This window comes from Sphingopyxis sp. QXT-31, assembly GCF_001984035.1.
Lineage (GTDB): Bacteria > Pseudomonadota > Alphaproteobacteria > Sphingomonadales > Sphingomonadaceae > Sphingopyxis.
Genome location: NZ_CP019449.1, coordinates 2878325 through 2900204, shown reverse-complemented (window position 1 = coordinate 2900204; position 21880 = coordinate 2878325). Strand labels below are relative to the sequence as shown.

The 21880-nt window shown below is 67.1% G+C and carries 25 protein-coding genes and 1 pseudogene; 8 read left to right on the top strand and 18 right to left on the bottom strand.

Going from position 1 to position 21880, the window contains the following annotated elements; genetic code table 11:
• Positions 1-13: 13 nt before the first annotated feature.
• The 11 genes from BWQ93_RS13950 to BWQ93_RS13900 all read right to left on the bottom strand — a co-directional run bounded on the left by BWQ93_RS13950 (position 14) and on the right by BWQ93_RS13900 (position 8280).
• Positions 14-352: a P-II family nitrogen regulator gene (locus BWQ93_RS13950; protein WP_003043080.1), complete on the bottom strand. Its 339-nt coding sequence runs from the start codon at positions 350-352 to the stop codon at positions 14-16.
• 289 nt (positions 353-641) lie between these two features.
• A complete protein-coding gene (locus BWQ93_RS13945) occupies positions 642-1334 on the bottom strand; it encodes an endonuclease/exonuclease/phosphatase family protein (protein WP_077031076.1) in 693 nt (230 codons plus the stop codon).
• Positions 1335-1405: 71 nt separating this feature from the next.
• A complete protein-coding gene (locus BWQ93_RS13940) occupies positions 1406-1618 on the bottom strand; it encodes a putative signal transducing protein (protein WP_077031075.1) in 213 nt (70 codons plus the stop codon).
• On the bottom strand, positions 1618-2196 hold the full coding sequence (locus BWQ93_RS13935; RefSeq protein ID WP_077031074.1) for a pyridoxamine 5'-phosphate oxidase family protein: 579 nt from the start codon (positions 2194-2196) through the stop codon (positions 1618-1620). The genes BWQ93_RS13940 and BWQ93_RS13935 overlap by 1 nt, the downstream gene beginning before the upstream one ends.
• A gap of 34 nt (positions 2197-2230) precedes the next feature.
• Positions 2231-2803, bottom strand: coding sequence for a DUF924 family protein (locus BWQ93_RS13930; RefSeq protein WP_077031073.1), 573 nt, complete (start codon positions 2801-2803; stop codon positions 2231-2233).
• Between the two features lie 78 nt (positions 2804-2881).
• Entirely contained in the window at positions 2882-3280 is a 399-nt protein-coding gene (locus tag BWQ93_RS13925) for a hypothetical protein (protein WP_077031072.1), read from the bottom strand.
• A 98-nt stretch (positions 3281-3378) separates the two neighbouring features.
• Positions 3379-4596, bottom strand: coding sequence for a hypothetical protein (locus BWQ93_RS13920; RefSeq protein WP_077031071.1), 1218 nt, complete (start codon positions 4594-4596; stop codon positions 3379-3381).
• Between the two features lie 308 nt (positions 4597-4904).
• Entirely contained in the window at positions 4905-6332 is a 1428-nt protein-coding gene (gene tldD, locus BWQ93_RS13915; protein WP_077031070.1) for a metalloprotease TldD, read from the bottom strand.
• Between the two features lie 246 nt (positions 6333-6578).
• A complete protein-coding gene (locus BWQ93_RS13910) occupies positions 6579-7127 on the bottom strand; it encodes a DUF4402 domain-containing protein (protein WP_198040392.1) in 549 nt (182 codons plus the stop codon).
• 124 nt (positions 7128-7251) lie between these two features.
• Positions 7252-7449 carry a zinc-finger domain-containing protein gene (locus tag BWQ93_RS13905; RefSeq protein ID WP_077031069.1) on the bottom strand — a complete coding sequence of 66 codons (198 nt, stop codon included), beginning with the start codon at positions 7447-7449 and terminating at the stop codon, positions 7252-7254.
• Positions 7450-7719: 270 nt separating this feature from the next.
• Entirely contained in the window at positions 7720-8280 is a 561-nt protein-coding gene (locus BWQ93_RS13900) for a DUF4402 domain-containing protein (protein ID WP_232314612.1), read from the bottom strand.
• A gap of 111 nt (positions 8281-8391) precedes the next feature.
• Between BWQ93_RS13900 and BWQ93_RS13895 the strand changes: the two genes are divergently transcribed.
• From BWQ93_RS13895 to BWQ93_RS13880, 4 genes are all read left to right on the top strand, one after another.
• Complete coding sequence (locus BWQ93_RS13895; protein ID WP_077032418.1) at positions 8392-9315, top strand: ABC transporter ATP-binding protein; 924 nt, start codon at positions 8392-8394, stop codon at positions 9313-9315.
• Positions 9316-9417: 102 nt separating this feature from the next.
• Positions 9418-11004, top strand: a complete 1587-nt coding sequence (gene nadB, locus BWQ93_RS13890) for an L-aspartate oxidase (protein WP_077031067.1) — start codon at positions 9418-9420, stop codon at positions 11002-11004.
• Positions 11004-11777, top strand: a complete 774-nt coding sequence (locus tag BWQ93_RS13885) for an AAA family ATPase (protein WP_077031066.1) — start codon at positions 11004-11006, stop codon at positions 11775-11777. The genes nadB and BWQ93_RS13885 overlap by 1 nt, the downstream gene beginning before the upstream one ends.
• Positions 11774-12469, top strand: a complete 696-nt coding sequence (locus BWQ93_RS13880) for a Crp/Fnr family transcriptional regulator (RefSeq protein WP_077031065.1) — start codon at positions 11774-11776, stop codon at positions 12467-12469. The genes BWQ93_RS13885 and BWQ93_RS13880 overlap by 4 nt, the downstream gene beginning before the upstream one ends.
• Here the strand turns inward: BWQ93_RS13880 and BWQ93_RS13875 are convergent.
• From BWQ93_RS13875 to BWQ93_RS13855, 5 genes are all read right to left on the bottom strand, one after another.
• Complete coding sequence (locus BWQ93_RS13875) at positions 12466-12897, bottom strand: hypothetical protein (RefSeq protein WP_077031064.1); 432 nt, start codon at positions 12895-12897, stop codon at positions 12466-12468. The two genes, BWQ93_RS13880 and BWQ93_RS13875, sit on opposite strands and share 4 nt — an antisense overlap.
• A gap of 81 nt (positions 12898-12978) precedes the next feature.
• Positions 12979-13224, bottom strand: a complete 246-nt coding sequence (locus BWQ93_RS13870; protein ID WP_077031063.1) for a GlsB/YeaQ/YmgE family stress response membrane protein — start codon at positions 13222-13224, stop codon at positions 12979-12981.
• Positions 13221-14426 carry a M20 metallopeptidase family protein gene (locus BWQ93_RS13865; protein ID WP_077031062.1) on the bottom strand — a complete coding sequence of 402 codons (1206 nt, stop codon included), beginning with the start codon at positions 14424-14426 and terminating at the stop codon, positions 13221-13223. The genes BWQ93_RS13870 and BWQ93_RS13865 overlap by 4 nt, the downstream gene beginning before the upstream one ends.
• Positions 14395-15774, bottom strand: a complete 1380-nt coding sequence (locus BWQ93_RS13860) for an SRPBCC family protein (RefSeq protein ID WP_077031061.1) — start codon at positions 15772-15774, stop codon at positions 14395-14397. The genes BWQ93_RS13865 and BWQ93_RS13860 overlap by 32 nt, the downstream gene beginning before the upstream one ends.
• Positions 15771-16733: an acyl-CoA desaturase gene (locus BWQ93_RS13855; protein ID WP_077031060.1), complete on the bottom strand. Its 963-nt coding sequence runs from the start codon at positions 16731-16733 to the stop codon at positions 15771-15773. The genes BWQ93_RS13860 and BWQ93_RS13855 overlap by 4 nt, the downstream gene beginning before the upstream one ends.
• 89 nt (positions 16734-16822) lie before the next feature.
• Here BWQ93_RS13855 and BWQ93_RS13850 point away from each other — a divergent pair, with 89 nt between their 5' ends.
• Both BWQ93_RS13850 and BWQ93_RS20545 read left to right on the top strand, forming a co-directional pair.
• The gene (locus tag BWQ93_RS13850; protein WP_077031059.1) at positions 16823-17146 is read left to right on the top strand and encodes a metalloregulator ArsR/SmtB family transcription factor; all 324 of its coding nucleotides are present in this window, start codon (positions 16823-16825) and stop codon (positions 17144-17146) included.
• 358 nt (positions 17147-17504) lie between these two features.
• A pseudogene (locus BWQ93_RS20545) lies at positions 17505-18238 on the top strand (IS5 family transposase); the annotation flags it as partial.
• Between the two features lie 30 nt (positions 18239-18268).
• Here BWQ93_RS20545 and BWQ93_RS13835 read toward each other — a convergent pair.
• Positions 18269-19444, bottom strand: a complete 1176-nt coding sequence (locus BWQ93_RS13835; protein ID WP_077031057.1) for an acyl-CoA dehydrogenase family protein — start codon at positions 19442-19444, stop codon at positions 18269-18271.
• A 137-nt stretch (positions 19445-19581) separates the two neighbouring features.
• Between BWQ93_RS13835 and BWQ93_RS13830 the strand changes: the two genes are divergently transcribed.
• Complete coding sequence (locus BWQ93_RS13830) at positions 19582-20838, top strand: dipeptidase (RefSeq protein ID WP_077031056.1); 1257 nt, start codon at positions 19582-19584, stop codon at positions 20836-20838.
• Positions 20839-20841: 3 nt separating this feature from the next.
• Here the strand turns inward: BWQ93_RS13830 and BWQ93_RS13825 are convergent, their stop codons facing one another.
• The gene (locus BWQ93_RS13825; protein ID WP_198040391.1) at positions 20842-21255 is read right to left on the bottom strand and encodes a DoxX family protein; all 414 of its coding nucleotides are present in this window, start codon (positions 21253-21255) and stop codon (positions 20842-20844) included.
• 21 nt (positions 21256-21276) lie between these two features.
• Here BWQ93_RS13825 and BWQ93_RS13820 point away from each other — a divergent pair, with 21 nt between their 5' ends.
• Positions 21277-21780 (top strand): TlpA family protein disulfide reductase, encoded by a 504-nt coding sequence (locus BWQ93_RS13820; protein ID WP_077031055.1) that lies wholly within the window; start codon positions 21277-21279, stop codon positions 21778-21780.
• Positions 21781-21880: the final 100 nt, after the last annotated feature.

Genomic DNA, 21880 nt, shown 5'->3' with positions numbered 1-21880 from the left:
TCCCCCTTCATCATTACAGCGCCGCTTCGCCGGTCTCGCCGGTGCGGATGCGCACGGCCTGACCGACGTCGAGGACAAAAATCTTGCCGTCGCCGATCGACCCGGTTCCGGCGCTCTGCTGCAGCGTTTCGACGACCCGCGGTGCGAGCGCGTCGTCGCAGACGAGCTCGATCTTCACCTTCGGCACCATGTTGGTGGCATATTCCGCGCCGCGGTAGATTTCGGTTTGGCCCTTCTGCCGGCCGAAGCCTTTGACTTCGGTCACGGTCATTCCGGCGATGCCCAGCCCGGTGAGGGCTTCGCGCACCTCGTCGAGCTTGAACGGTTTGATGATAGCCAGGATCAGCTTCATGACGCCCCCTTTTGCTTATTGGCAGATGTTGCAGTGCAACAGCCGTGCCAGATTGCGCAGGGACGGGATAAGTTAACATTTTGTGACGGAATGCAGCGCCCCTACGACCGATTGAGTCAGTCTAATGGGCAGGCGAGGCAGCGACGTGCCTGTTTTTTGGGCAGATAGACCCCCTCCCGCAGGCGGGAGGGGCAGCGAGACTTGCGAACTTGTTCGCTAGTCGCAGCGGGGTGGGCCATTGCCACGTCGCTGCCCACCCCCAACCCCTCTCGCCTGCGGGAGGGGAGTATCAAGCCCGCTCGAACCGCGCCCAGATCGGCAGATGGTCCGACGCCCTTGCCGCGAGCGCGCTGCGGTGCACCCCGGCCTCGACCGCTTTCAGGTCGGGCGAGGCGAAGATGCGGTCGAGCTTGGCGACCGGGCGGCGGCTATGGAAGCTGTGGCCGGTATCGACCAATTGGTGACGCTCGCCGAAATCATGGAGGCAGCCGCCCTGGTTCCGCCATTCGTTGCAGTCGCCCATCAGGATCGTCGGCAATTCCTCGCCTTCGGACACATGGTGCAGGATCGCGCGCGCCTGCTGGCGCCGCCGCAGGCCCGAAATGTCGAGATGCATGCCCACGACGCGGAGCCTTGTGTCGCCGATGCGGATCGTCGCCGCGACGGCGCCGCGTGGCTCGAGCGTCGGCAGGTGCAGCGCGTGGCTCTCCTCGACCTCGGCGCCCTTGCGGACCAGCAGCGCGTTGCCGTGCCAGCCGATGCTGTGCGGGCGGCCGTCGAGCGCGACGGGGACATAGTCGCTATGCTCGTCGAACATATAAGGCGGGATCGCGCTCGCGCGCGCGCCGAAACGGCGGTCGGCCTCCTGCAGCGCGACGATATCGGCGTCGAGCTCGCCCAGCACCGACAGCACCCGCCCGGGGTCGCGGCGCCGGTCGAGCCCGATGCCCTTGCGCATATTGTAACTGGCGACCTTGATCATGGCGGGGGAGCGGCGGGCTTTCTGTCTTGTCCTATGGGATCAGGACGAACGGGGAGGGCGTAGGGTTGCACCTAACCGCCTTCGAACTCCGCCAGCAAGGCCTGCGCTTCGGCGAGATCCTCGTCCAGCACCATCACGCGCACCGGGATCAGCAGCCCGACGCTCTCGGCGATATTCATGCCCGCGTCGAAGCACACCGCGTGCACGCCCGCGCTTTCGAGCCGACCGCGCAGCAGTTCGGCCTCCGCTCCGTTGGGCAGCCGCACCAGTTCGACCAGCGCCATCAGGACGATGTCTTGGCGGCTTCGCCGGCGATGAAGCGGTCGGTCGGTCGCGTCGGCAGGCCGTCGATGCTCTTCGTGCGTTCCTTGAACTTCTCGACCCACAGCACGGGGTCGGCCTGGCGGTGATATTTCTGCAGCGTGTCGCGCTCGTGGCTGATCTCCATCATCGGCACGCCCCAGCCGCAGCTGGTCTGCACGCTCTCGACGTCGATCACGAAAATCTGGCGCGTGCCGGGCAGCAGCGTGAAATGCGCCGCGACCGCGTCCCACTCGGCGTCCTGCGGCAGCACCGCGCGCCCGCGGCCGTAGATGCGCAGGATCAGCGCGGTGCGGTCGAAGGCGCAGAACATGATCGTGATGCGCCCGTCCGCCGCCAGATGTGCGTGCGTCTCGTTGCCCGAGCCGCCGAAGTCGAGATAGGCGACCTGTTCCGCGGACAGCACGCGGAAGGTGTCGGCATAGCCCTTGGGCGACAGGTTGATCCGCCCTTCGTCGGCGGCGGTCGCGGTGAAGAAGATCGGCTGCTTTTCGATGAAGGCGATATGCTTGTCGGTCAGGCTGTCGGTGAAATCGGCCATGGTCTTGCGCTCCGCGTCGGTCCGCGCCGCTCTATCACCAATGGCTGCCCTCTTCTATCGCCGCCTGTTCCTCGGGGCGCGTCGTGCGGCCGAGCGCGGCGTTGCGGTGCGGAAAGCGCCCGAAGCGGTCGATCATGTCGAAATGCTTCTGCGCATAATCGGCGAAGAGCGGATCGGCGAGCTGGCCCATCAGGCGCAGCGATTCGCGCTGGTCGGCGATATCCTCGCTATGCTCGAAGGGCAGGTAGGCAAATTGCCGCCGCTCGTCGGGCCAGGCTTGGTCCCAGCCCCTGGCGACAATGCCGCGCGCGATCACGCGCGCCAGGCTGTCGGTGGCGAAGGCGTCGGCGTGGCCGCGGTGGATGTTGCGCGGCACCTGGTCGAACAGGATCGCCGCGGCGAGCGCGGTGTCGGGGTCGGTGAGGAAGGCTTCGGGCGGCTGCGCGCGCAGCGCGTCGTGCCAGTCGCCCGCGAGATCCTGCACCGCGGTGTCGAATTCGGGCCCGCCGCCATACCAGTCGTCCATGCCATGGGCATCGAACCAGAAGGACAGGAGCTGCGCCGGCCAGTCGGCGGGCGGGGCGGGGGTTTGGTTCTCGTCGGTCATGGCGCACAGCGAAGCAATCCGGGGCGCTTCGTGCAACCCCGGATCGCTTCGCAGAACGCATAAGCAGGACGGTCTGGCTTACTCGCCCTTCACGCGGCGGTACGGCACGAACTCGCCCAGCGAGACGAAGCCCGCATACATATGGCTCGAGCGGTCGCGCAGCTCGACGCTGTCGATGCTGCACAGCTGGCTGCCGATCGTCTTGGTGACGAGGATATCGTCGTCGTCGAGCGACTCGGCGCCGCCCTTCGGCCGGTTCACCCACAGCGTGCTGCCCGAGCGATAGACGATCGCGGTGCCGTCGATGATCGTCGAACTGCGCGCCGACGAAAGGCTGATGCAATTCTGCGGTTCGCCCGCGACGCGGCCGTCGAGCATCTTGTCGAGCTGGGCCTCGGGGCTCAGCTTTTCTTTGGCGCTGGCGGGCGCTGCGGCGATCGCGGCGGCGGCGATGATGGTTGCAATAAACGGACGCATGGTTCGACTCCTGTCATTCAACACACACCCTCTATCGTCGATATAGGGCGCTTCGTCTGAACGGCAACTGACTCGGACCCGCGTCCGTTCGCTTCACCTCAGCAGGCCGCGTCGGGCAGCGGGATGCCGAGCGGGCCCTTGCACTTCTTCTTTTTCGCCGGCGCCGGGGTCTCGCCGCTGCCGCTGCTTGCGCCGCCGCCGCTAATGCCGCCGAAATCAGCGCCGACCATCAGCATCGTGTACGAGCGGAAACGCACCTTCGCGGTCCAATCGATGTTCCACACGCCGGTCGCGGGCTTGGGCGGGTAGGAGAAATTGGCCTCGGGACCGAAGGCGTTGAGATTGCCCATCATGAACTCGCCCGACGCCTTCTTGACCTCGGCGGGGATCTGACACGTCGTCTGCGACGGCGGCATCACGATCTTTTTTGTGATCAGGTTCGCGACGACCGAGGGCGGCAGCCAGTCCCACAGGCCGCCGCCGAATTCCTTGGTCGCGCTGCTCGACCACCAGACGATGTCGCCGACGTCGTTCTTGCCGCTTCCGCTACCCATGCCGCCGATCGTCCAGGCGGCATAGCCGGTCGCGTTCTGCACCGGGTTCCAGCGGATCGTCACCGACCCGTCGGCATTGTCGCCGGTCGAGGCCTGCAGCGCGGGCATATAGTCCTGCGCGAGGGTGAAGTTGATGTCGCTGCCGACATTGCTCGCAACGCGGTGCGCGCCGAGCAGCGAGCTGTCCTTCGCGGGCATCTTGGCCGACTTGGCGTTCGGCCATTCGACATAGGATTTGCTGTTCTCGGGCGTCACTTCGCGGACGACCGGCACCGCGCTCGAGAAGAGGTTCGGCGGGATCTGCCCCGCGGCGACCTTGGCGAAATCGATCACCACCGGCTGCCCCGGCCCCGCCTTGGCGCCGCAGCCCCAATAGAGCAAAAGCCGGCCCTTGGGGCGTTCGAACTCGGTCGGATAATCGCCCTCCTTGCGCTCGCGCCCGATCAGCGGCACCGATGTGCCGAGCTTGGCCTGCGGCAGGAAAAAATGGTCGCCCTTGGGCGGCGGCGCGGTCGGCAGCTCGTTCGAGCCGAGGCGCAGCAGCAGCTGGCGCGCCAGCGCGCTGTCGGGCCCGCCGCCGAACATCATGCTCATCGCGCCGCCCATGCCGCCTTTTCCGCCGCCCATCGCGGCGAAGCCCGACATCGTCGCGGCGTCCATCTCGTAGCGTTCCTTGGGGCCCGTGCTCTTTTGCGCCGCCACCGGCGCGCTCAGCATCGCGGCGATCACCGCGACCGAAGTGAATCGAAAAGTCGTACGCATAATTCCTCCCTGCGACTGGAGCCGAAACGCTCCGGCGGAAAAACTCATTCGACCCGATTCTGCTTTATGTTTGAGGCGGGTATAGGCGCAGCGATGCGGCGCGCCAAGTGAGCGGGATCACAGCGTCAATCCTCCCCCTCGATGGGGGAGGCAGCGAGACTTACGAACTTGTTCGTTAGTCGCAGCGGTGGGGGTGCGCTCTCGGCCCGAAGCGACGGTGCCATGACGCACCATCACCCTCATCCAACTTCGCCTAACGCCAAAGGCGCAAGGCTCCGTATCCTTCCCCCATCGAGGGGGAAGGAGTTCTAAGCCGTCCCGCCCACGGTCAGCCCGCCGACCAGCAAGGTCGGCTGGCCGACGCCCGCGGGGACGCTCTGGCCGCCCTTGCCGCAGACGCCGATGCCTTCGTCGAGCGCCATGTCACCCCCGATGCCGAGCACCTTGGTGAGCACGCTCGGCCCGTCGCCGATCAAGGTCGCGCCCTTGATCGAATCGCCGAGCTTGCCGTTCTCGATCTTGTACGCCTCGGTGCAGCTGAAGACGAACTTGCCCGATACGATGTCGACCTGTCCGCCGCCGAAGCTTTTGGCGAAGATGCCGTTCTTGACCCGGCTCAGCAGCTCGGCGGGATCGTCATCGCCGCCGCGCATGAAGGTATTGGTCATCCGCGGCATCGGCGCGTGCGCGAAACTTTCGCGGCGGCCGTTGCCGGTCGGCGCGACGCCCATCAGGCGCGCGTTGAGCCGGTCCTGCATATAGGCCTTCAAAATGCCGTCCTCGATCAGGATATTTTCCTGCGTCGGGGTGCCCTCGTCGTCGATGCTGAGCGAGCCGCGGCGCTGCGCGATGCTGCCGTCGTCGACCACGGTCACGCCGGGCGCGGCGACGCGCTGGCCGATGCGGCCCGAAAAGGCGCTGGTGCCCTTGCGGTTAAAATCCCCCTCGAGCCCGTGGCCCACGGCTTCGTGGAGCAGCACGCCGGGCCAGCCGGGGCCGAGCAATACGGTGAACTCGCCCGCGGGAGCGTCGACCGCGCGGAGGTTGACCAGCGCCTGGCTCAGCGCCTCGTCGATCGCGCGGTTCCACTGCTCGGGCTCGAACAGATGGTCGTACATGTAGCGGCCGCCGAGCCCGAAATAGCCGCTCTCGCGGCGCCCATTCTCTTCGACGACGATCGAGACGTTGAGGCGAACGAGCGGGCGGATGTCGGTCGCGAGGAAGCCGTCGGCGCGGACGATCTCGACCACCGACCAGCTGCCCGCGAGTGCGACCGACACCTGGACGACGCGCGGATCGCGCGCGCGCGCGGCGGCGTCGACCTCCTGGCACAGCGCGACCTTCTTCGCGAAGGGGATGAGGTCGAGCGGGTTGGCTTCGTCGTAGAGGTGGCGGTTGGTCCGCGTCGGCGGCCCGGCGGGCGCCTGCGCCGCGGGATCGAGCAGCGCGAGCGTCCCGGCGGCGCGGCGGATCGCCCCGGCGCTGATCTCGCTGGCATGCGCAAAGCCCGTCATCTCGCCCGACACCGCGCGCAGGCCGAAACCCGCGTCGGTCGAATAGTCCGCCGTTTTCAATCGCCCGTCGTCGAAACCGAAGCTCTCGGTCGCGCGATATTGCAGGTAGAGCTCGCCGTCGTCGGCCTGCGCCAGCGCCTCGCGCGCGAGCGCCTGCGCCAGATCGGGGTCGAGCGCATCGGCGCGATAGAGGAAGCGGCGGGGATCGGTGGGGCTTGTCATGCCTCCGATATAGGCGCGGGGGCGGGTGGCGGGAAGGGCCGTTGTTTCGGGGATGGCGTGAAGATCCTCCCCATCGCGAAGCGTTGGGGAGGGGGACCGCGCCCGCAGGGCGTGGTGGAGGGGTCTGGCCTTGCACCGACGCCTGACGGCGTCGACCTCTCCGTCAGCCCTACGGGCTGCCACCTCCCCATCGCTGCGCGTGGGGAGGATCTTCAGGTTCGCGAGCGCTTGAAGCGCCGCGCTATCCTAGAGATAATTCACCGTCAGCGTGAAGGTCCCGCTGTAGTCGCCGTCGGGCTGGTTCGCGGGAACGGTGAGCGTGCCGCCGATATAATAGGTCTGCACCCCGCTCGGCAGCAGGGTCGAGCCGAGCAGCGCGATGCCGCCGCCGCTGGTGCTCGCGGCGCGGACGAGCGTCGCGGTCATCGGCGCCGCGCCGCCGCCGGCGCGGGTGAGCGTGACCGAATTGCTGCCCGACACGGTGATCAGCAATATGCCGCCGGTGCCCTGGAACTGCGCGCGCTGGAACCCCGCGCCGACCGGGGTGGTGCCGCCGCCGGTGGTGCGCGCGCCGGTGACGGCGTTGATCGACACGGTGCCGCCGGTGGTGCCGCTGACGAGCGTCCCGAAATCGAGGTCGTCGGTCTTCACCAGCGTGTTAGGCCGGACGACGGTCGCGGTGACGGTGCCGTTGGTATCGGCCGCCTGCGCGGGTGCGCCCAGCGCGGTCAGCGCTGCGGCGATGGTCAGGCCGCGCGCCGCGGCCCGACTGGTGCTGGTCCCTCGAATCCCCACGATTCTGCTCCTGTCTGGCACAGACTATGCCAGCCGGACATGAATCGATGATGCGCGGGCTTGGTAAAGACGGCGTTTACGCCTTGGGCCAGGGCTTAGCCATTATCGGCGACGCCGCCGGCACTTAACCTTTGTCGGCGATCCCGCCGATCAGTACGAAGCGCCGGTCGCAATAGCCGCAATCGACGAAACCTTCGTCGGTGTCGATCTCGAGCCAGACGCGCGGGTGGCCGAGCGCGGCGTCGGCGAGGCCGTCGCCGGTGCCGTCGCAGGCGATGCGGGTCTTGGGCGTGCGGATCGTTTCGGGGGCGCTCTGGGTCATCGACCGCGCCCATAGCAAGCGCGCGGCGGCGCCGCAATCGGGTGCATCACGATCCTCCCTGTGGCCGCAGGCCATGGGGAGGTGGCAGCCCGCAGGGCTGACGGAGGGGCTTTGGTGCCGAGCCTTCGCCCCTCCACCACGCCCTTCGGGCGCGGTCCCCCTCCCCATCGCTTCGCGACAGGGAGGATCAAAACGCCGCCATGACGGCACCGGCGAGCGCATCTCCCCCGAAACGCGCAAGTGGTCCCCCGGTGCCGTCTCCCCACGCGGTCAGAGATAATTGAGCGTGATCGTGAAGCTGCCGGCATAGTCGCCGGGCGTCTGGTTGGCATTTACCTCGAGCGTCGCGCCGACCGGGAAATTATAATTGCCGAGCGTCGAAGCGATGCGGAAGCGCGTCGGTGTCGTTGACAGGATCGCGGTCGGGGTCGATCCGATCTCGAAATTGCGCACGCGCATCTGTGCCCCCGGCCCGGTGATCCAGATCTGGTTCGCGCCGAGCGAGATCGACACCTCGCGGTTATAGGTGCCGAGTCCCGCGAAGCGCGCGGGCTCGCCGTCCGACCCCGCCAGCGTCACCCCGCCGGTGCGCGTGCGCGATCCGTCGGGATAGAGGCGCACGGTGCCCGCGCTCGTCGACGCGATGATGTCGCCGAAATCGAGGTCGTTAACCTTGAAGAAGGAAAGGGGCCGCAGCACGATGGCTTCGGCTTCGCCCTGCGCTGTATTTTGCGCGTGCGCCGACGGGGCGGCGAACGGCGCAAAAGCGAGCGCGATGGCGGCGAGGCCGCGCCGCGGAAGCGGCGGGCATAATGTGTGTCTGGTTCTCACATCTCCCCGCATAGCGCCAAGGTGACAAAATATGCTTACTCGCCATGGTAAAGATTTCCTTGCCGGAACACGGGCTTTCGCGCGGGCAGCGGCGCGGCTATGGAGGCGGCCATGACCGAAGCCGCCATCCGCATCGACGCCGTCTCCAAAACCTATGCCCGCGGCAAGCAGGCGCTCGACAATGTCAGCTTCGACGTACCCCGCGGCCAGATCTTCGGCCTGCTCGGGCCGAACGGCGCCGGCAAGTCGACCTTGATCAACATCCTCGCCGGGCTGGTCAACAAGACCGCGGGGTCGGCGAGCATCTGGGGCTTCGACATCGACGCCGATCCGCGCAACGCCAAATATTCGATCGGTATCGTGCCGCAGGAAATCGTCTTCGATCCCTTTTTCACGCCGTTCGAGACGCTCGAGAATCAGGCGGGGCTCTACGGCGTGCCCAAGGCGAAGCGCATTTCGGACGCGCTGCTCGCCGCGGTGCATTTGAGCGACAAGCGCGACGCCTATGCCCGCACCCTGTCGGGGGGCATGAAGCGCCGCCTGCTCGTCGCCAAGGCGATGGTCCATTCGCCGCCGATCATCGTGCTCGACGAACCGACCGCGGGGGTCGACATCGAGCTGCGCCAGCAGCTCTGGGAATATGTGCAATCCTTGAACGACCGCGGCGTGACCGTGGTGCTCACGACGCATTATCTCGAGGAAGCCGAACAGCTCTGCGACCGCATCGCGATCATCAACCATGGCAGGCTCATCGCGAACAAGCCGACGCGCGAACTGGTCGACATGGCGCGCGAGAAGATCGTCGTCGTGACGCTGGACGCCGATGTGACGACGCTGCCGACCCACCCGGCATTCGAAAAGATCGAGCGCGAAGGCGAGCGCGGGCTGGCGATCAGTTACAACAAGGACCGCATGAACGCCGGCGAAGTGCTCGCCGCGGTCAATGCGATGGGCCACGGCATCGTCGACGTCTCGACCCGCGAAGCCGATCTGGAGGATGTGTTCCTCAACCTGACGCGCGCGGCGAATGGCTAGGCGCCCACTTTCCGTTCGTGTCGAGCGAAGTCGAGACACGTCGACGCCGCGCCAGACGCATCTCGACTTCGCTCGATGCAAACGGGGTTAGGGTTTGACAATATGAACGACACCACCCCCCACGACGTCATCATCGTCGGCTCCGGCGCCGCCGGGCTAACCGCCGCGATCGCGCTCGCCGATCATTGCCGCGTGCTCGTGCTCGCGAAAGGCGAGCTCACCGGCGGGTCGACCGCCTGGGCGCAGGGCGGGATCGCCGCGGTGCTCGATGCGGGCGACACCTTCGAGAATCATATCGAGGACACTATGGTCGCGGGCGCGGGGCTCAACCGGCGCGAGACGGTCGAGTTCGTCGTCGAGAACGCCCCCGCGTCGATCGAGCGGCTGGCCCAAATGGGGGTGCCGTTCAATAAGGACAGCGACGCGCTGCACCTGACGCGCGAGGGCGGGCATTCGCACCGCCGCATCGTCCATGTCGACGACGCGACCGGCTGGGCGGTGCAGGCGGCATTATTGAAGACCGCCGAGGCGCATCCGAACATCACCCTGCTGCCCGGGCAGGCGTGCATCGACCTGATCACCGGCCGCCACGAGGAGCGCTATTCGGGCTCGGGGCGCGTGTGGGGCGTCTATGCGCTCGACGAGAAGAGCGGCAAGGTCCGCTCGCATGTCGGCCGCGCGACGATCCTCGCCAGCGGCGGTGCGGGGCGCGTGTATCAATTCTCGACGGCGCCACGCGGCGCGACTGGCGACGGCATCGCGATGGCGTGGCGCGCGGGCTGCCGCGTCTCGAACATGGAGATGATGCAGTTCCACCCGACCTGCCTCTACAATCTCGACGTCAAGAATTTCCTGATCACCGAGGCGGTGCGCGGCGAGGGCGGGATCCTGAAGCACCCCGTCACCGGGCACCGCTATATGCCCGATTACGACGCGCGCGCCGAACTCGCGCCGCGCGATATCGTCGCGCGCGCCAACGACGACCAGATCAAGCGCTACGGCCTCGACTATGTCCATCTCGACATCAGCCACCTCGACCCCGATTTCGTCGCGGGGCATTTTCCGAACATCTATGAAAAGCTGCTGACGCTCGGCATCGACATGACGAAGCAGCCGATCCCGGTGGTGCCCGCGCAGCATTATACCTGCGGCGGCATCCTCATCGATTTGGACGGCCGCACCGACCTGCCCGGGCTCTATGCGGCGGGCGAATGCACCGAGAGCGGGCTCCACGGGGCGAACCGCCTTGCGTCGAACAGCCTGCTCGAATGTTTCGTCTTCGGCGAGGCGGCGGCGAAGGACATCGTCGCGCGCTGGGACCAACTCGAAGTCCCGCCGCCGATCCGCGCGTGGGACGAAAGCCGCGTCACCGATTCGGACGAAGAGGTGATCATCAAGCAGAACTGGACCGAGATCCGCCGCTTCATGTGGAATTATGTCGGCATCGTGCGCACGACGAAGCGCCTCGAACGCGCGCGGCACCGCATCGACATGATGACGCACGAGGTCGAGGATTATTACGGCCATTTCCGCGTCACCACCGACCTGATCGAGCTGCGCAACCTGCTGCAATGCGCCGAACTGATCGTGAAGAGCGCGCTCCACCGCAAGGAAAGCCGCGGGCTGCATTATACGCTCGACTATCCGGCGATGCTGCCCGAGGCGCGCGACACGGTGCTGGTGCCCTGATGGCGCGGCGGTCGCGCGATACCCGCCTGCCGCCCCCTTTCCTCAAACGCGTATGGCTGCCCGAGGACGAGACGGGCGCGGTCGCTTGGCCCGACTGGGCCGAACCCGACGATTATCCATTTAACATGCCGCTGCTGCGGGACGGCCTCGATATCCGCTTCGAAAGCCCGGTGACGATCATCGTTGGCGAAAATGGCTCGGGCAAATCGACCCTGCTCGAAGCGATCGCGACGACGGCGGGTTTCAACGAAGGCGGCGGCGGACAACGCATGGCCGTGGTCGGCCAGGGACATGCATCGGGCGCCGACGGCGGCGGCCTCGGGCAGGTCCTGCGCGGCGCGTGGTTGCCGCAGGTCAAGCGCGGCTGGTTCTTCCGTGCCGAAACCTTCTTTTCGGTCGCGCGCTACCTCGATGAAGCGGGGTCGCCGCGCGCCAATTATCTGTCGGCGTCGCATGGCGAGGGGTTCATCGACTTTTTCGAGGAACGGCTGAGCGAGCAGGGCCTCTATATCCTCGACGAGCCCGAAGCCGCGCTGTCGCCGCAACGCCAGTTCGATTTCCTCAAGATCCTGCGCCGTATGCAGCGTGCGGAGAATTGCCAGGTCATCATGGCGACGCACTCGCCCATCCTGATGGCGCTGCCCGACGCCGATCTGTGGCAGATCGATCCCTATGCGATCCAGCCGGTGACGCTCGAGGACACCGCGCATTACCGGCTTTACCGCGAATTCATCCTCTATCCGCACGACACGGTCGAGGCGATGATCGAATGACCAGCGACGCCCTCGACTGCGCCGGCTGCCCGGTGCGCGATCGCGCCGCTTGCGCCGCGCTGCCCGACGGCGAGCGCGCCGAGCTCGCGCGGCTCGGGCGGCACCGCGATCTCGGGCGCGGCGAGATGCTGTTCGCGCCGGGCGACGACAGCGCCTGCGCGACTTTGCTCTCGGGTGTGCTCAAGGTCGTGCGCACCGATACGGACGGGGTCGAGCGTATCGTCGCCTTGATCCACCCGGCGGGCTTCGCGGGCGAGATTTTCGCCGCGCCCGACGATTGCGAGGTCGCCGCGGCGGGGGCTGCGCGCGTCTGCATCTTCCCGCGCAGCGATTATGCACGGATGGTGGCGGAGAATCCGCGCCTCGCCGCCGGGGTGGCGCGCCGCGCGATGAAGGCGGCGTCGGAGACGCGCGCCTTGCTCGACCTTGTCGGACGGCGGAAGGCCGAGGCGAAGGTCGCGGGGCTGATCCTCGCGCTCGCCGATGCGGCGGGGGCCGCACCTTGCTCGCCCGCGGCCACCTTCGACCTGCCGCTGACGCGCGGCGAGATGGCGGCGCTGCTCGGCATCAGCATCGAGACGGTGAGCCGGCAATTGGGTGCACTCGAAGATGCCGGCCTCATAACGCGGCACGGCGCGCGCGGGCTCGAAGTCCGCGACGCCCCGGCCTTGTCCGCGCTCTTGGCCGATTAGAGTGTCGCGACGATCGTCGCGACGATGAGGCCCCACCCCAAAATCAGCACGGGCAGGACAAGAACTTGCGCGGCGGCCCCCGCGCCGTCGAGGCGCCCGGTCAGCGTCTCGATGCCGTCGCGCATGAAGGCGTTCCAGCTTGTCGGCTTCGCCGCATGGCCGGGCCGCATCCGCACCCACATCGCGGGGGTGCCGAAGGCCATGGCGATGGTGATGGCAAAGATCGCCATCGGGATCGCGAGCCCCCTGTCGGCAAAGGTCGCGGCCATCACGCCCAGGAAGGCAAAATAGAGCGCGACGGTTGCCGCGAACAATCCGGTCGGCAGGTCGAAGCTGCGGACGACGGCGACCTGGTGGTCGGCGATCGCCGCGACGGGGGCGGGGGCGCGATGGGTGCGGAAGGCGCTGGCGGGAATATGCTGGCTCATGGCGGGGCTCCTTGGTGACGAGCCACGCTATGCGCCTGCTGCGATGCCTCCGCTTTGACCGATGTCAAAAGCGGCGAAAGATCAGCCGCCGATACCGAGCAGCCGCCCGACGAAGATCAGCACGATCGCCCCGACGACCGAGGCGAAGCAACCCGCGCCGTGGAATTCGCGCTGCCCGCGCGAGGTCACGAGCCCCGCGAGCAGCGACCCGCCGATCCCCAGCAATATCGTCGCGACCCACCCCATCGCGACCGCGCCGGGATAAAAGAAGCGCGCGAGTGCCCCGATAATGAGGCCCGAGACGATGGCGCTGAGGATGTTGATCATGCGTTGAACCCCTCGTTCAAGAACCGTTCCGCCAGCGCCGCGTGCAGCGCCGCGCCCCTGGCCATGACCTTTTCGTCGAGCACCATGCGGTTCGAGTGCAGGCCGCAGCAGCTGCGCCAGTCGCTGCCTTCGTGGCTCGCGCCGAGCCAGAACATCGCGCCGGGGACCTTCTCCAGCACATAGGCGAAATCCTCGGCGCCCATCACGGGGTTGTCCATCGTCAGCCACGCGGCCTCGCCGAAGGTCTCTTCGACGACGCGCTGGCCGAAGGCGGCGGCGCGGCTGTCGCAGACTGTGACGGGGAAACCCTCGTCGATCTGCACTTCGGCGGTGCAGCCGTGCGCCTCGGCGATCGCGGGGGCGAGGCGCTTCAGCTCGGCGGCGACCGCGGTGCGGCGGTGCGGCGACAGGGTGCGGATCGTGCCGAGCAGCTCGGCGGTCTCGGGGATGATGTTGTTCGTCGTGCCCGCCGCGATCTTCGCGATGGTGATCACTGCGGGGTCGAAGACCGAGACGCGGCGCGTCACCATCGTCTGGATCGCGGTGACGATCGCGCAGGCGACGGGAATGGGATCAATGGCGTCGTGCGGCATCGAAGCATGCCCGCCCGCGCCCTTGACGGTGATCGAGAGGACATCGGACGAGGCGAGCAGCGGCCCGGGCTTGCCCGCGAACACCCCGTGCGGCGCATTGGGCATGATGTGGAGCGCAAAGGCCGCGTCGGGCAGCGGATCGATCAGTCCGTCCTCAAGCATGAAGCGCGCGCCGTGATGGCCCTCCTCGCCGGGCTGGAACATGAACATCACCGTGCCGGGCAGCCGGTCGCGCGCCGCGCACAGCAGCTTCGCCGCGCCGACGAGCATCGCGACATGCGTGTCATGCCCGCAGGCGTGCATCGCGCCGCTGGTCTCCGAGGTGAAGTCGAGGCCGGTGTCCTCGACCAGCGGCAGCGCATCCATGTCGCCGCGCAGCAGCACGGTGCGCCCGTTGGCGGGGCCGCGCAAGGTCGCGACGAGCCCCGTCGTCGAAGGCCCCTCGCGAAATTCGAGCGGCAGCCCGGCGAGCGCGTCCTTGATCTTCGCGAGCGTCTTGGGGTTCTGCAGCCCGAGCTCGGGTTCGCGATGGATCGCGCGGCGCAGATCGACGAGGTCGGGCAGGATGGTGTCGGCCTCAATCGGCCAGCTGTGCGTAAGATTTTCCATGCCGCGAATGTGCCGCCAAGCCTGCGCGCTGTCGACCCTCGGCGTCATGCCTTATGTCGCGCAGCACGCGCCCGACATTCTTCCCGATCGCCCAGCGCGCGATCGGCCCCCAATAGAGCGCCGGATCGATGCGCAGTACATGGCCCGCGCGTACGCTCAGCCGGGTCCGTCCGCCGGGCAAAGGCTGAAGGTCGAAGCGCGTCTCGCCGGTGTCGAAATAGCCGACGAGGTGGGGCGTCTGGAGTTTGCGATAGGGGCTCATCTCCTCCATCGCGGGCGGCTGGCGGACGACGCGGAACGCCAGCGCGCGGCCGGGCTGCCACACCGTCACACGCTCGTCGGCGGTGCCCGTAGAAAATTTGCCGTGGCGGTGCGCGCCCACACCCTCACCCGCGATGTGCGCTGCGACGGGATAGGCGAGCCCCGCAAGGCCGACGAGCCCGGGCTTATCGCGCACCGGCCGGTCGGCGGTCAGGCTGGCCCAGACGGCCTCGGGCGGCGCGTCGATGGTGATCGCGGCGCGCGTCGCGATGGGCAGCTCGGGCGGCATCGCCGCGTCGAGCAGGAAGATCACAGGCAGCAGCACCACGCTGTAGAAGGGCTGGCGCGGATCGATGAGCCGCTTCGCCGCGGCGCGGCCGATGACGCCGCCGATCATCGCCAGCCCGCCAGCGAGCGGCACGATCAGGACGATGCACATCAGTCCTTCGAGCGCGAGCATCAGCAGCGCGAACGTGCCGAGCACGCCCGCCGCCGCGACCGCGCCGGCCGTCTCGTTGACGCTGCGCACACGGCCACGATTGACGAGAAAGCCGGTGATCAGCCCGACGAGGAAGGGCGTCGCGACGAACAGGCCCCAGCCATAGGCGCCCGTTGTCACCGCCGACACTGCGACCGCAACGACGATCAGCGTCGTGCCTGCAAATATCCCCATCGCAAGCCGGTAGGGCGGGGCAGGGTCATCGGCGCGCCGGGTTTCGGTCGCTTCGCGGCGCGGCCAGAGCAGCGCCAGCAAGAGAACGGCGAAGATCTGCAGCGTCGGGATCATCGCGCCCAGCGCCAGCCCGCCCCCGCGCCCGAGCCGCTCCGCCCGGCGCAGCGACAACAGCGCAAGCGCGCCCGAGATGCCGAGGCAGAAGGCGAAAGCGCCGATCGCGACGAAGGGCGACATATCGGGCAGCATCGCGAGCTGGCGGATCGGGAAGAGCCAGAAAGCGTCGTCGAGCGCGAGCGGCATGCCGAGCGCATGAAAGGCGAGGAAGACCATCGCATGCTGCGACAGGATCAACGCCGCCGCGCCGAGCGCGTAGAGCAAGGCGGCGGGCAGCTCGGTGCGCAGATAGTTCATCGCGCCGCTCCCGCGACCGCCCCAGGCGCCGTCTCTTCCTGCGTCACAAGGCTCAGCCCGCGCCGCGCGCCGAGCGTTTCGGGGGTCTGCACGTCCCACATCAGCCCCAGGCGCTCGCACAGCCGGATGAAAACAAAACCCCAGTCGCTCTGCCCCGGGTGCAGCCCGATGCGCGCCGAACCCGGATAGGCATGATGGTTGTTGTGCCACGCCTCGCCCATCGTCGGGATCGCCGCCCAGGGCACGTCATAGGCCTGCACGCCGTGGGTATCGACGGTCCAGTGCTGCGGTCCGCGATTATGTGCGAGATGGCCGACGAGCCAATGGCCGTGGTTCGCGACCGCGACCCGCGCCGCGACGCCCCACACGACCCAGCCCCAGCCGCCGATCGCGAAGAAGAGCAGGGCGACGGGCGCCTGCTGCCAGCGCCATGTCCTTTCGAGCCAGCCGATGAACGGATCGCGGTCGAGCGCGGCGAAGTCGAAGCGCGGCGGCCGGTCGAGGTCGAGCCGGCAATATATCTGCCACCAGGCATCGCGGACGATGTGCGTGCCGTGACGCAGGAAGGGATGGCAGCCCGCCTGCCTTTGCGCCCAGTCGCGCGTGTCGTGCGCGCGGACGATGCCATAGGGCCCTGCCATGCCGGTGAAGGCGCCGAACCAGATCAGCGTGCGCGCCAACCAGCGCCGCGCGGCGAAGCTGCCGTGGATCATCATCCGGTGATAACCGACGCTGTGCCCGAGCAGCAGCGCGGCGCCGGTGGTGAGGAAGAAGAGCGCGACCGTCCCCGGCGTGACGAAGAACGGCCCGGCAATGATCGCGACCAGCGCCATGCCGCCGTTCCAGACGATGCTCGGGATATCGGCGCGGACGGTCCCCGCCACGGGATCGGGGCGGTAGCCGGGCGCGGGCGCATCGATCAGGAAATTCACCGCATGGGGATCATGACCGCTCCGCATCGCCCGACTCCTCACTCGCAAAGAATATAAGTAATTACTTAAATAAATTATTGCTTGTCAAGGCCGGACGAAATGCCCATTTTGGGGCAATGGAACGGGTTTTTCAGGCACTGGCGTCGACGCCGCGGCGCAAGATTCTCGCCTATCTCGCGCATGCCGAACTCAGCGCGGGCGACATCGCCGCGCGCTTCGAGATGAGCAAGCCCGCGGTGTCGCAGCATCTGTCGGTGCTCGAAAATGCCGGGCTGATCACCAGCGAGAAGCGCGGCCAGTTCGTCTTCTACCGCCTGATCCCCGACGCGCTGACCAATGTGCTCAACGGCTATGTGCAGGAGGTGTGCCCGGTATCGCGCCCGCTCAAAGCCGAATCGCGCGTGCTGGCGGAAAAGGCGAAGGCGGCTTCGCCCGATTGAGGTGGCGCGACCGGTGACTGCCGTCCGGTTTCGGGCGTTAGTTGCCGTTCGCAGGGTTATGCTCTCTCCGCTTGAGGGGAGAGATACGCAGGCTTGGCAGCTTGCTGCCTAGCCGGAGTTGAGAGGGGTTTCCGACCGCCAGCGTCCAAGCACCCCTCTCCAAGCTTCGCTAGCTCCTGACGGAGCAAGCTGCGCTATCCTCTCCCCTCAAGGGGAGAGGGCTTTACGGCAGCTTCCCACCCCGAAACCGCCTTCGACGCCGTATCCTCGCAGGCTAGGCTGTATCGACATTCAGGATTCCCAAGAGGTTTGAAGCGTGATTGAGTTGTCTCTGTGATTTTCGGAGGCGAGGATGGGGATCAAGCGTTACGAGTTGAGCGAGGGTCAGTGGGACCGGATTGCGCCGCTGTTGCCTGGCAAGGTGAGCGATCCGGGACGAACGGCGCTTGATAACCGATTGTTCGTCAACGGTGTTTTGTGGGTTTTGCGGTCCGGTGCACGCTGGTCGGATTTGCCGGAGCGCTATGGCCGGTACAAGACGGTGCACAAGCGCTTCACCCGTTGGGCACGCGCCGGGGTGTGGGAGCGAGTGTTTCATCTGCTCGCGCGCGACCGCGACAACCACTATCTGATGATCGACAGTTCGATCGTTCGAGCCCACGCCCAAGCCGCGACGGGGCAAAAAGGGGGGCCTGCGACCAGGCTCTGGGGCGCTCCCGAGGCGGACTGACCAGCAAATGGCACATCGCGGTCGACAGCTTCGGACGCCCGGTGCGCTTCATCCTGACCGGCGGCAACGCCAGCGACGACCGCTCCGCCATCCCGCTCCTCACCGGCCTCGACGCCCGGCACGTCCTTGCCGACAAGGCCTATGACAGCCATGCCATCCTCGATCATATCGAGAAAAGTGGCGCAAAACCCATCATCCCTCAGCGCTCATGCATGCCTCGCAAAAGGGCTTTCGATCCCGCCATCTACAAACTGCGCAACCGCATCGAGCGAACGATCGGAAGGCTCAAGCAAATACGCCGCATCGCAACCCGATACGACCGTATCCCCCAAAACTACCTCGCCTCCCTCTATCTCGCTTCATTCCCTTCTGGTGCTGAATGTCGATTCAACCTAGCGCTTACCCCCGAACAACTGCCGCCCGGCCAAATCGAGCATGATTTCCTCGCTACCGCCGCCGATCGCGTTGACGCGCACCTCGCGGTAGATGCGCTCGACCTTGCTGCCGGTGATATAGGAGGCGCCGCCGAGTATCTGCGCTGCCTCGCGCGCGACGCTTTCCAGCATGCGCGTCGCCTGCACCTTGAGCATCGCGAAGTCGGCGGGGCGGTCCTTGCCCTCCTTCACCTGCCAGGCGGCGAGGTCGACCCACGCCTGCGTCGCCTCGATCTGGCGCTCCATGTCGGCGAGCTTGATGCGGATCGACTGGTGGCCGACGAGCGGCTTGCCGAAGGTTTCGCGATTTTGCGCCCACTCGGCCGCCTCGGCGAGCGCGACGCGGGCGTAGGCGCAGCAGCCCATCGCCATGCCGAGCCGCTCGCTGTTGAAATTGCGCATGATGCCGATGAAGCCGCCATTCTCCTGCCCGATCAGATTCGCCGCGGGGACGCGGACGCCCTCGAAATGGATCGCGGCGGTGTCGCTGCAGCGCCAGCCCATCTTGTCGAGCCTGGCGCGCTCGACCCCGGGCGCATCCATCTCGATCAGCAGCAGCGAGATGCCCGCCGCGCCCGGCCCACCGGTGCGCACCGCGCAGGTCAGCCAGTCGGCGCGCATGCCCGACGTGATGAACATCTTGCCGCCGTTGACGACATAATGATCGCCGTCGCGCACGGCCGTCGTCTTCAGGTTCGCGACATCGCTGCCGCCCCCCGCCTCGGTGATGCCGAGCGCGATGATCCTGTCGCCCGCGAGCACCGGCGGCGCGACGCGCTGCTTCAATTCCTCCGACCCGAGCGCGAGGATCGGCGGCAGCCCGATGCCGTGCGTCATCAGCGACGCGCCGAGACCGCCCGCGCCGACCGCGGCAAGCTCTTCGGTCAGCACCAGCCCGTGGAAATTGTCGAAACCCTCGCTGTGCCCGCCATATTTTTCGGGATAGCGCAGCCCCAATATGCCCGCCTCCGCCGCCCTCTTGTGCAGCTCGCGCGGCAATTCGCCCTCGGCCTCCCAGCGGTCGATATGCGGCGCGACTTCGCGCTCGACGAAGCGCCGGACGCTCTGCGCCAGCGCCTCATGGGTTTCGTCATAATGAGGCGAACGCGCGCGCCAGTCGTCGAAAGCTGTCATGCATGCGATGCTGCGCGGGGTTTACGTAAACGTCAAGCAGCGTTTCCCTGACCCGAAACGGCATAGCCTATGCCTTTCCTTCATAAGCGCCCGCCTCGCGGCTTGCACCGCCCGATCAACCTATTAGGGTCGGCCCCATGACAAAGCCCTCCCTGCTCGCCGGCCTCGCCGCTCTCACCCTTATCTCCACCCCTGCCATGGCGCAGAAGACCCCCGAGGCGGTCGCCGAGGCGGCGCTCAAGAAGGCGCCGGTGTTCGACGGGCACAACGACGTGCCGTGGGAGCTGCGCGGCAGCGTCGGCAACGTCATCAATAATTTCGACTTCAACGACACCACCAAGCCCAAGCCCGACGGGACGGTGATGCACACGGATATCCAGCGGCTGCGCAAGGGCCATGTCGGGGCGCAATTCTGGTCGGTCTATGTGCCCAGCAACGCGAACGAGCAGCAGGCGGTGCAGCAGACGATCGAGCAGATCGACGTCGCGAAACGGCTGATCGCGCGCTACCCGAACGACCTCGGCTTCGCGCTCACCGCGGCCGAACTCGAGAGCCAGATGAAGGCAGGCAAGGTCGCCGGCATGCTCGGCATCGAGGGCGGCCAGTCGATCGGGTCGAGCCTCGCGGTGCTGCGCGAAATGTACGGCATGGGCGTGCGTTATATGACGCTGACGCACAGCAAGACCACGCCCTGGGCCGACAGCGCGACCGATGCGCCCAAATATGACGGGCTGACCGATTTCGGGCGCCAGGTGGTGCAGGAGATGAACCGCCTCGGGATGATCGTCGATTTGAGCCACGTCAGCGAAGCGACGATGAAGGACGCGCTCGAAGTCTCGCACGCGCCGGTGATGTTCAGCCACTCGGGCGTGCGCGCGGTCAACGACCATCCGCGCAACGTCCCCGACAGCGTGCTGCCCGCGGTCAAGGCCAATGGCGGGGTGGTGATGGTCGTGCTCTACGCTGCCTTCCTCGACCCCAAGCTGCGCGAGCATGGGCTGGCGAGGACCGCCGAAAAGGCGCGGCTCGACGCGCGTTATATCGGCGACCCCGCCGCCGCCGCGGCGGCGCTGAAGGCGTGGGAGGCCGCCAATCCCGCACCGCAGACCCCGATCGGCATCGCCGCCGACCACATCGATCATCTGAAGAAGACGATCGGCGTCGACCATATCGGCATCGGCGGCGACTATGACGGGATGGACGCGACCCCGGTGGGGCTCGAGGACGTCACCGGCTACCCGCGCCTCTTCGCCGAACTCGCGCGGCGCGGCTATACGCAGGCCGAGCTCCAGAAGATTTCGAGCGGCAACATGCTACGCGTGCTGAAGGCGGTCGAAGCCTATGCCGCGAGCCAGAAGGGCCAGCCGCCGATCGAGACGCCGGTGGCGAAATAGCGATCAGCGGCGACGGAAGGGCCAGTCGGTCACGCCGCCCACCCACAGCGCCCACCAGATGATGACCGGCTGCAGCGCAAGCCGCAGGCCATGGTACCACCAGCTCAAGCTCTCGCCGCCGATCGCGATGTCGGCGAGCGCGTGGTGGAAGTTCGCCGGCCAGACGCACAGCGCATAGAGCGCGAGGCCCCAGCCGGCGGCCTTGCGCGTCTGCGGGATCAGCAGCCCGGCCGCCCCGGCGAGCTCGGCGACCCCGGTGAAGGCGACGACCCCGGCGGGAAAGGGAACCCACGGCGGCGTGATCGCGAGGAAGGGTGCGGGGGTCGCGAGATGGCGGTATCCCGCATAGGCATAAGCGATCGCGAGCAGCCAGCGCAGCATCGTCCGCACGCGGCTTTCCGGCTTGCCTGGCTTCATGTTTTTGCGTCTATTCGCCGCATGATCATCGCCTCGTCCGCCCGCCTGCTGCTCGTTCCGGTCGCCGCGCTGCTGCTGCTCGCCGCCGCGCCGGGCAAGACCCCGACGCCGGGCTATCCGGCGCCCGCCTTCACCCTCACCACCTTCGACAAGCGCAAGGTCACGCTCGCCCAGATGAAGGGCAAGGTCGTCGTGATCAACTATTGGGCGACCTGGTGCGCGCCGTGCAAGGCCGAAATGCCGATGATGCACCGCTATTTCAAAGTCAATCAGGCGCGCGGGCTCGAAATGTTCGGCGTGACGACCGAGGACAGCGTGTCCAAGTCGCAGCTCAAGAAGGTCAGCGACCTGCTTTCCTATCCGCTCTCGAACCGGATGAGCCGCGGCTATGGCTCGATCGACAATGCGGTGCCCTCGACCTACATCATCGACCGCAAGGGCATCGTCCGCCACGCGAAGAAGGGCGCCTATACCGAGCGCGAGTTCAAGGCGGCGCTGGATCCGCTGCTGGCGGAAGAAGCTTGACCGGCGGGCGGCGGATGCGGGTGCCGGGCAGTGGTGGTCAAGCCGACCTATAAATGCCGCTTGTGTCGAGCGAAGTCGAGACACGTCGAGTTCGTGCACG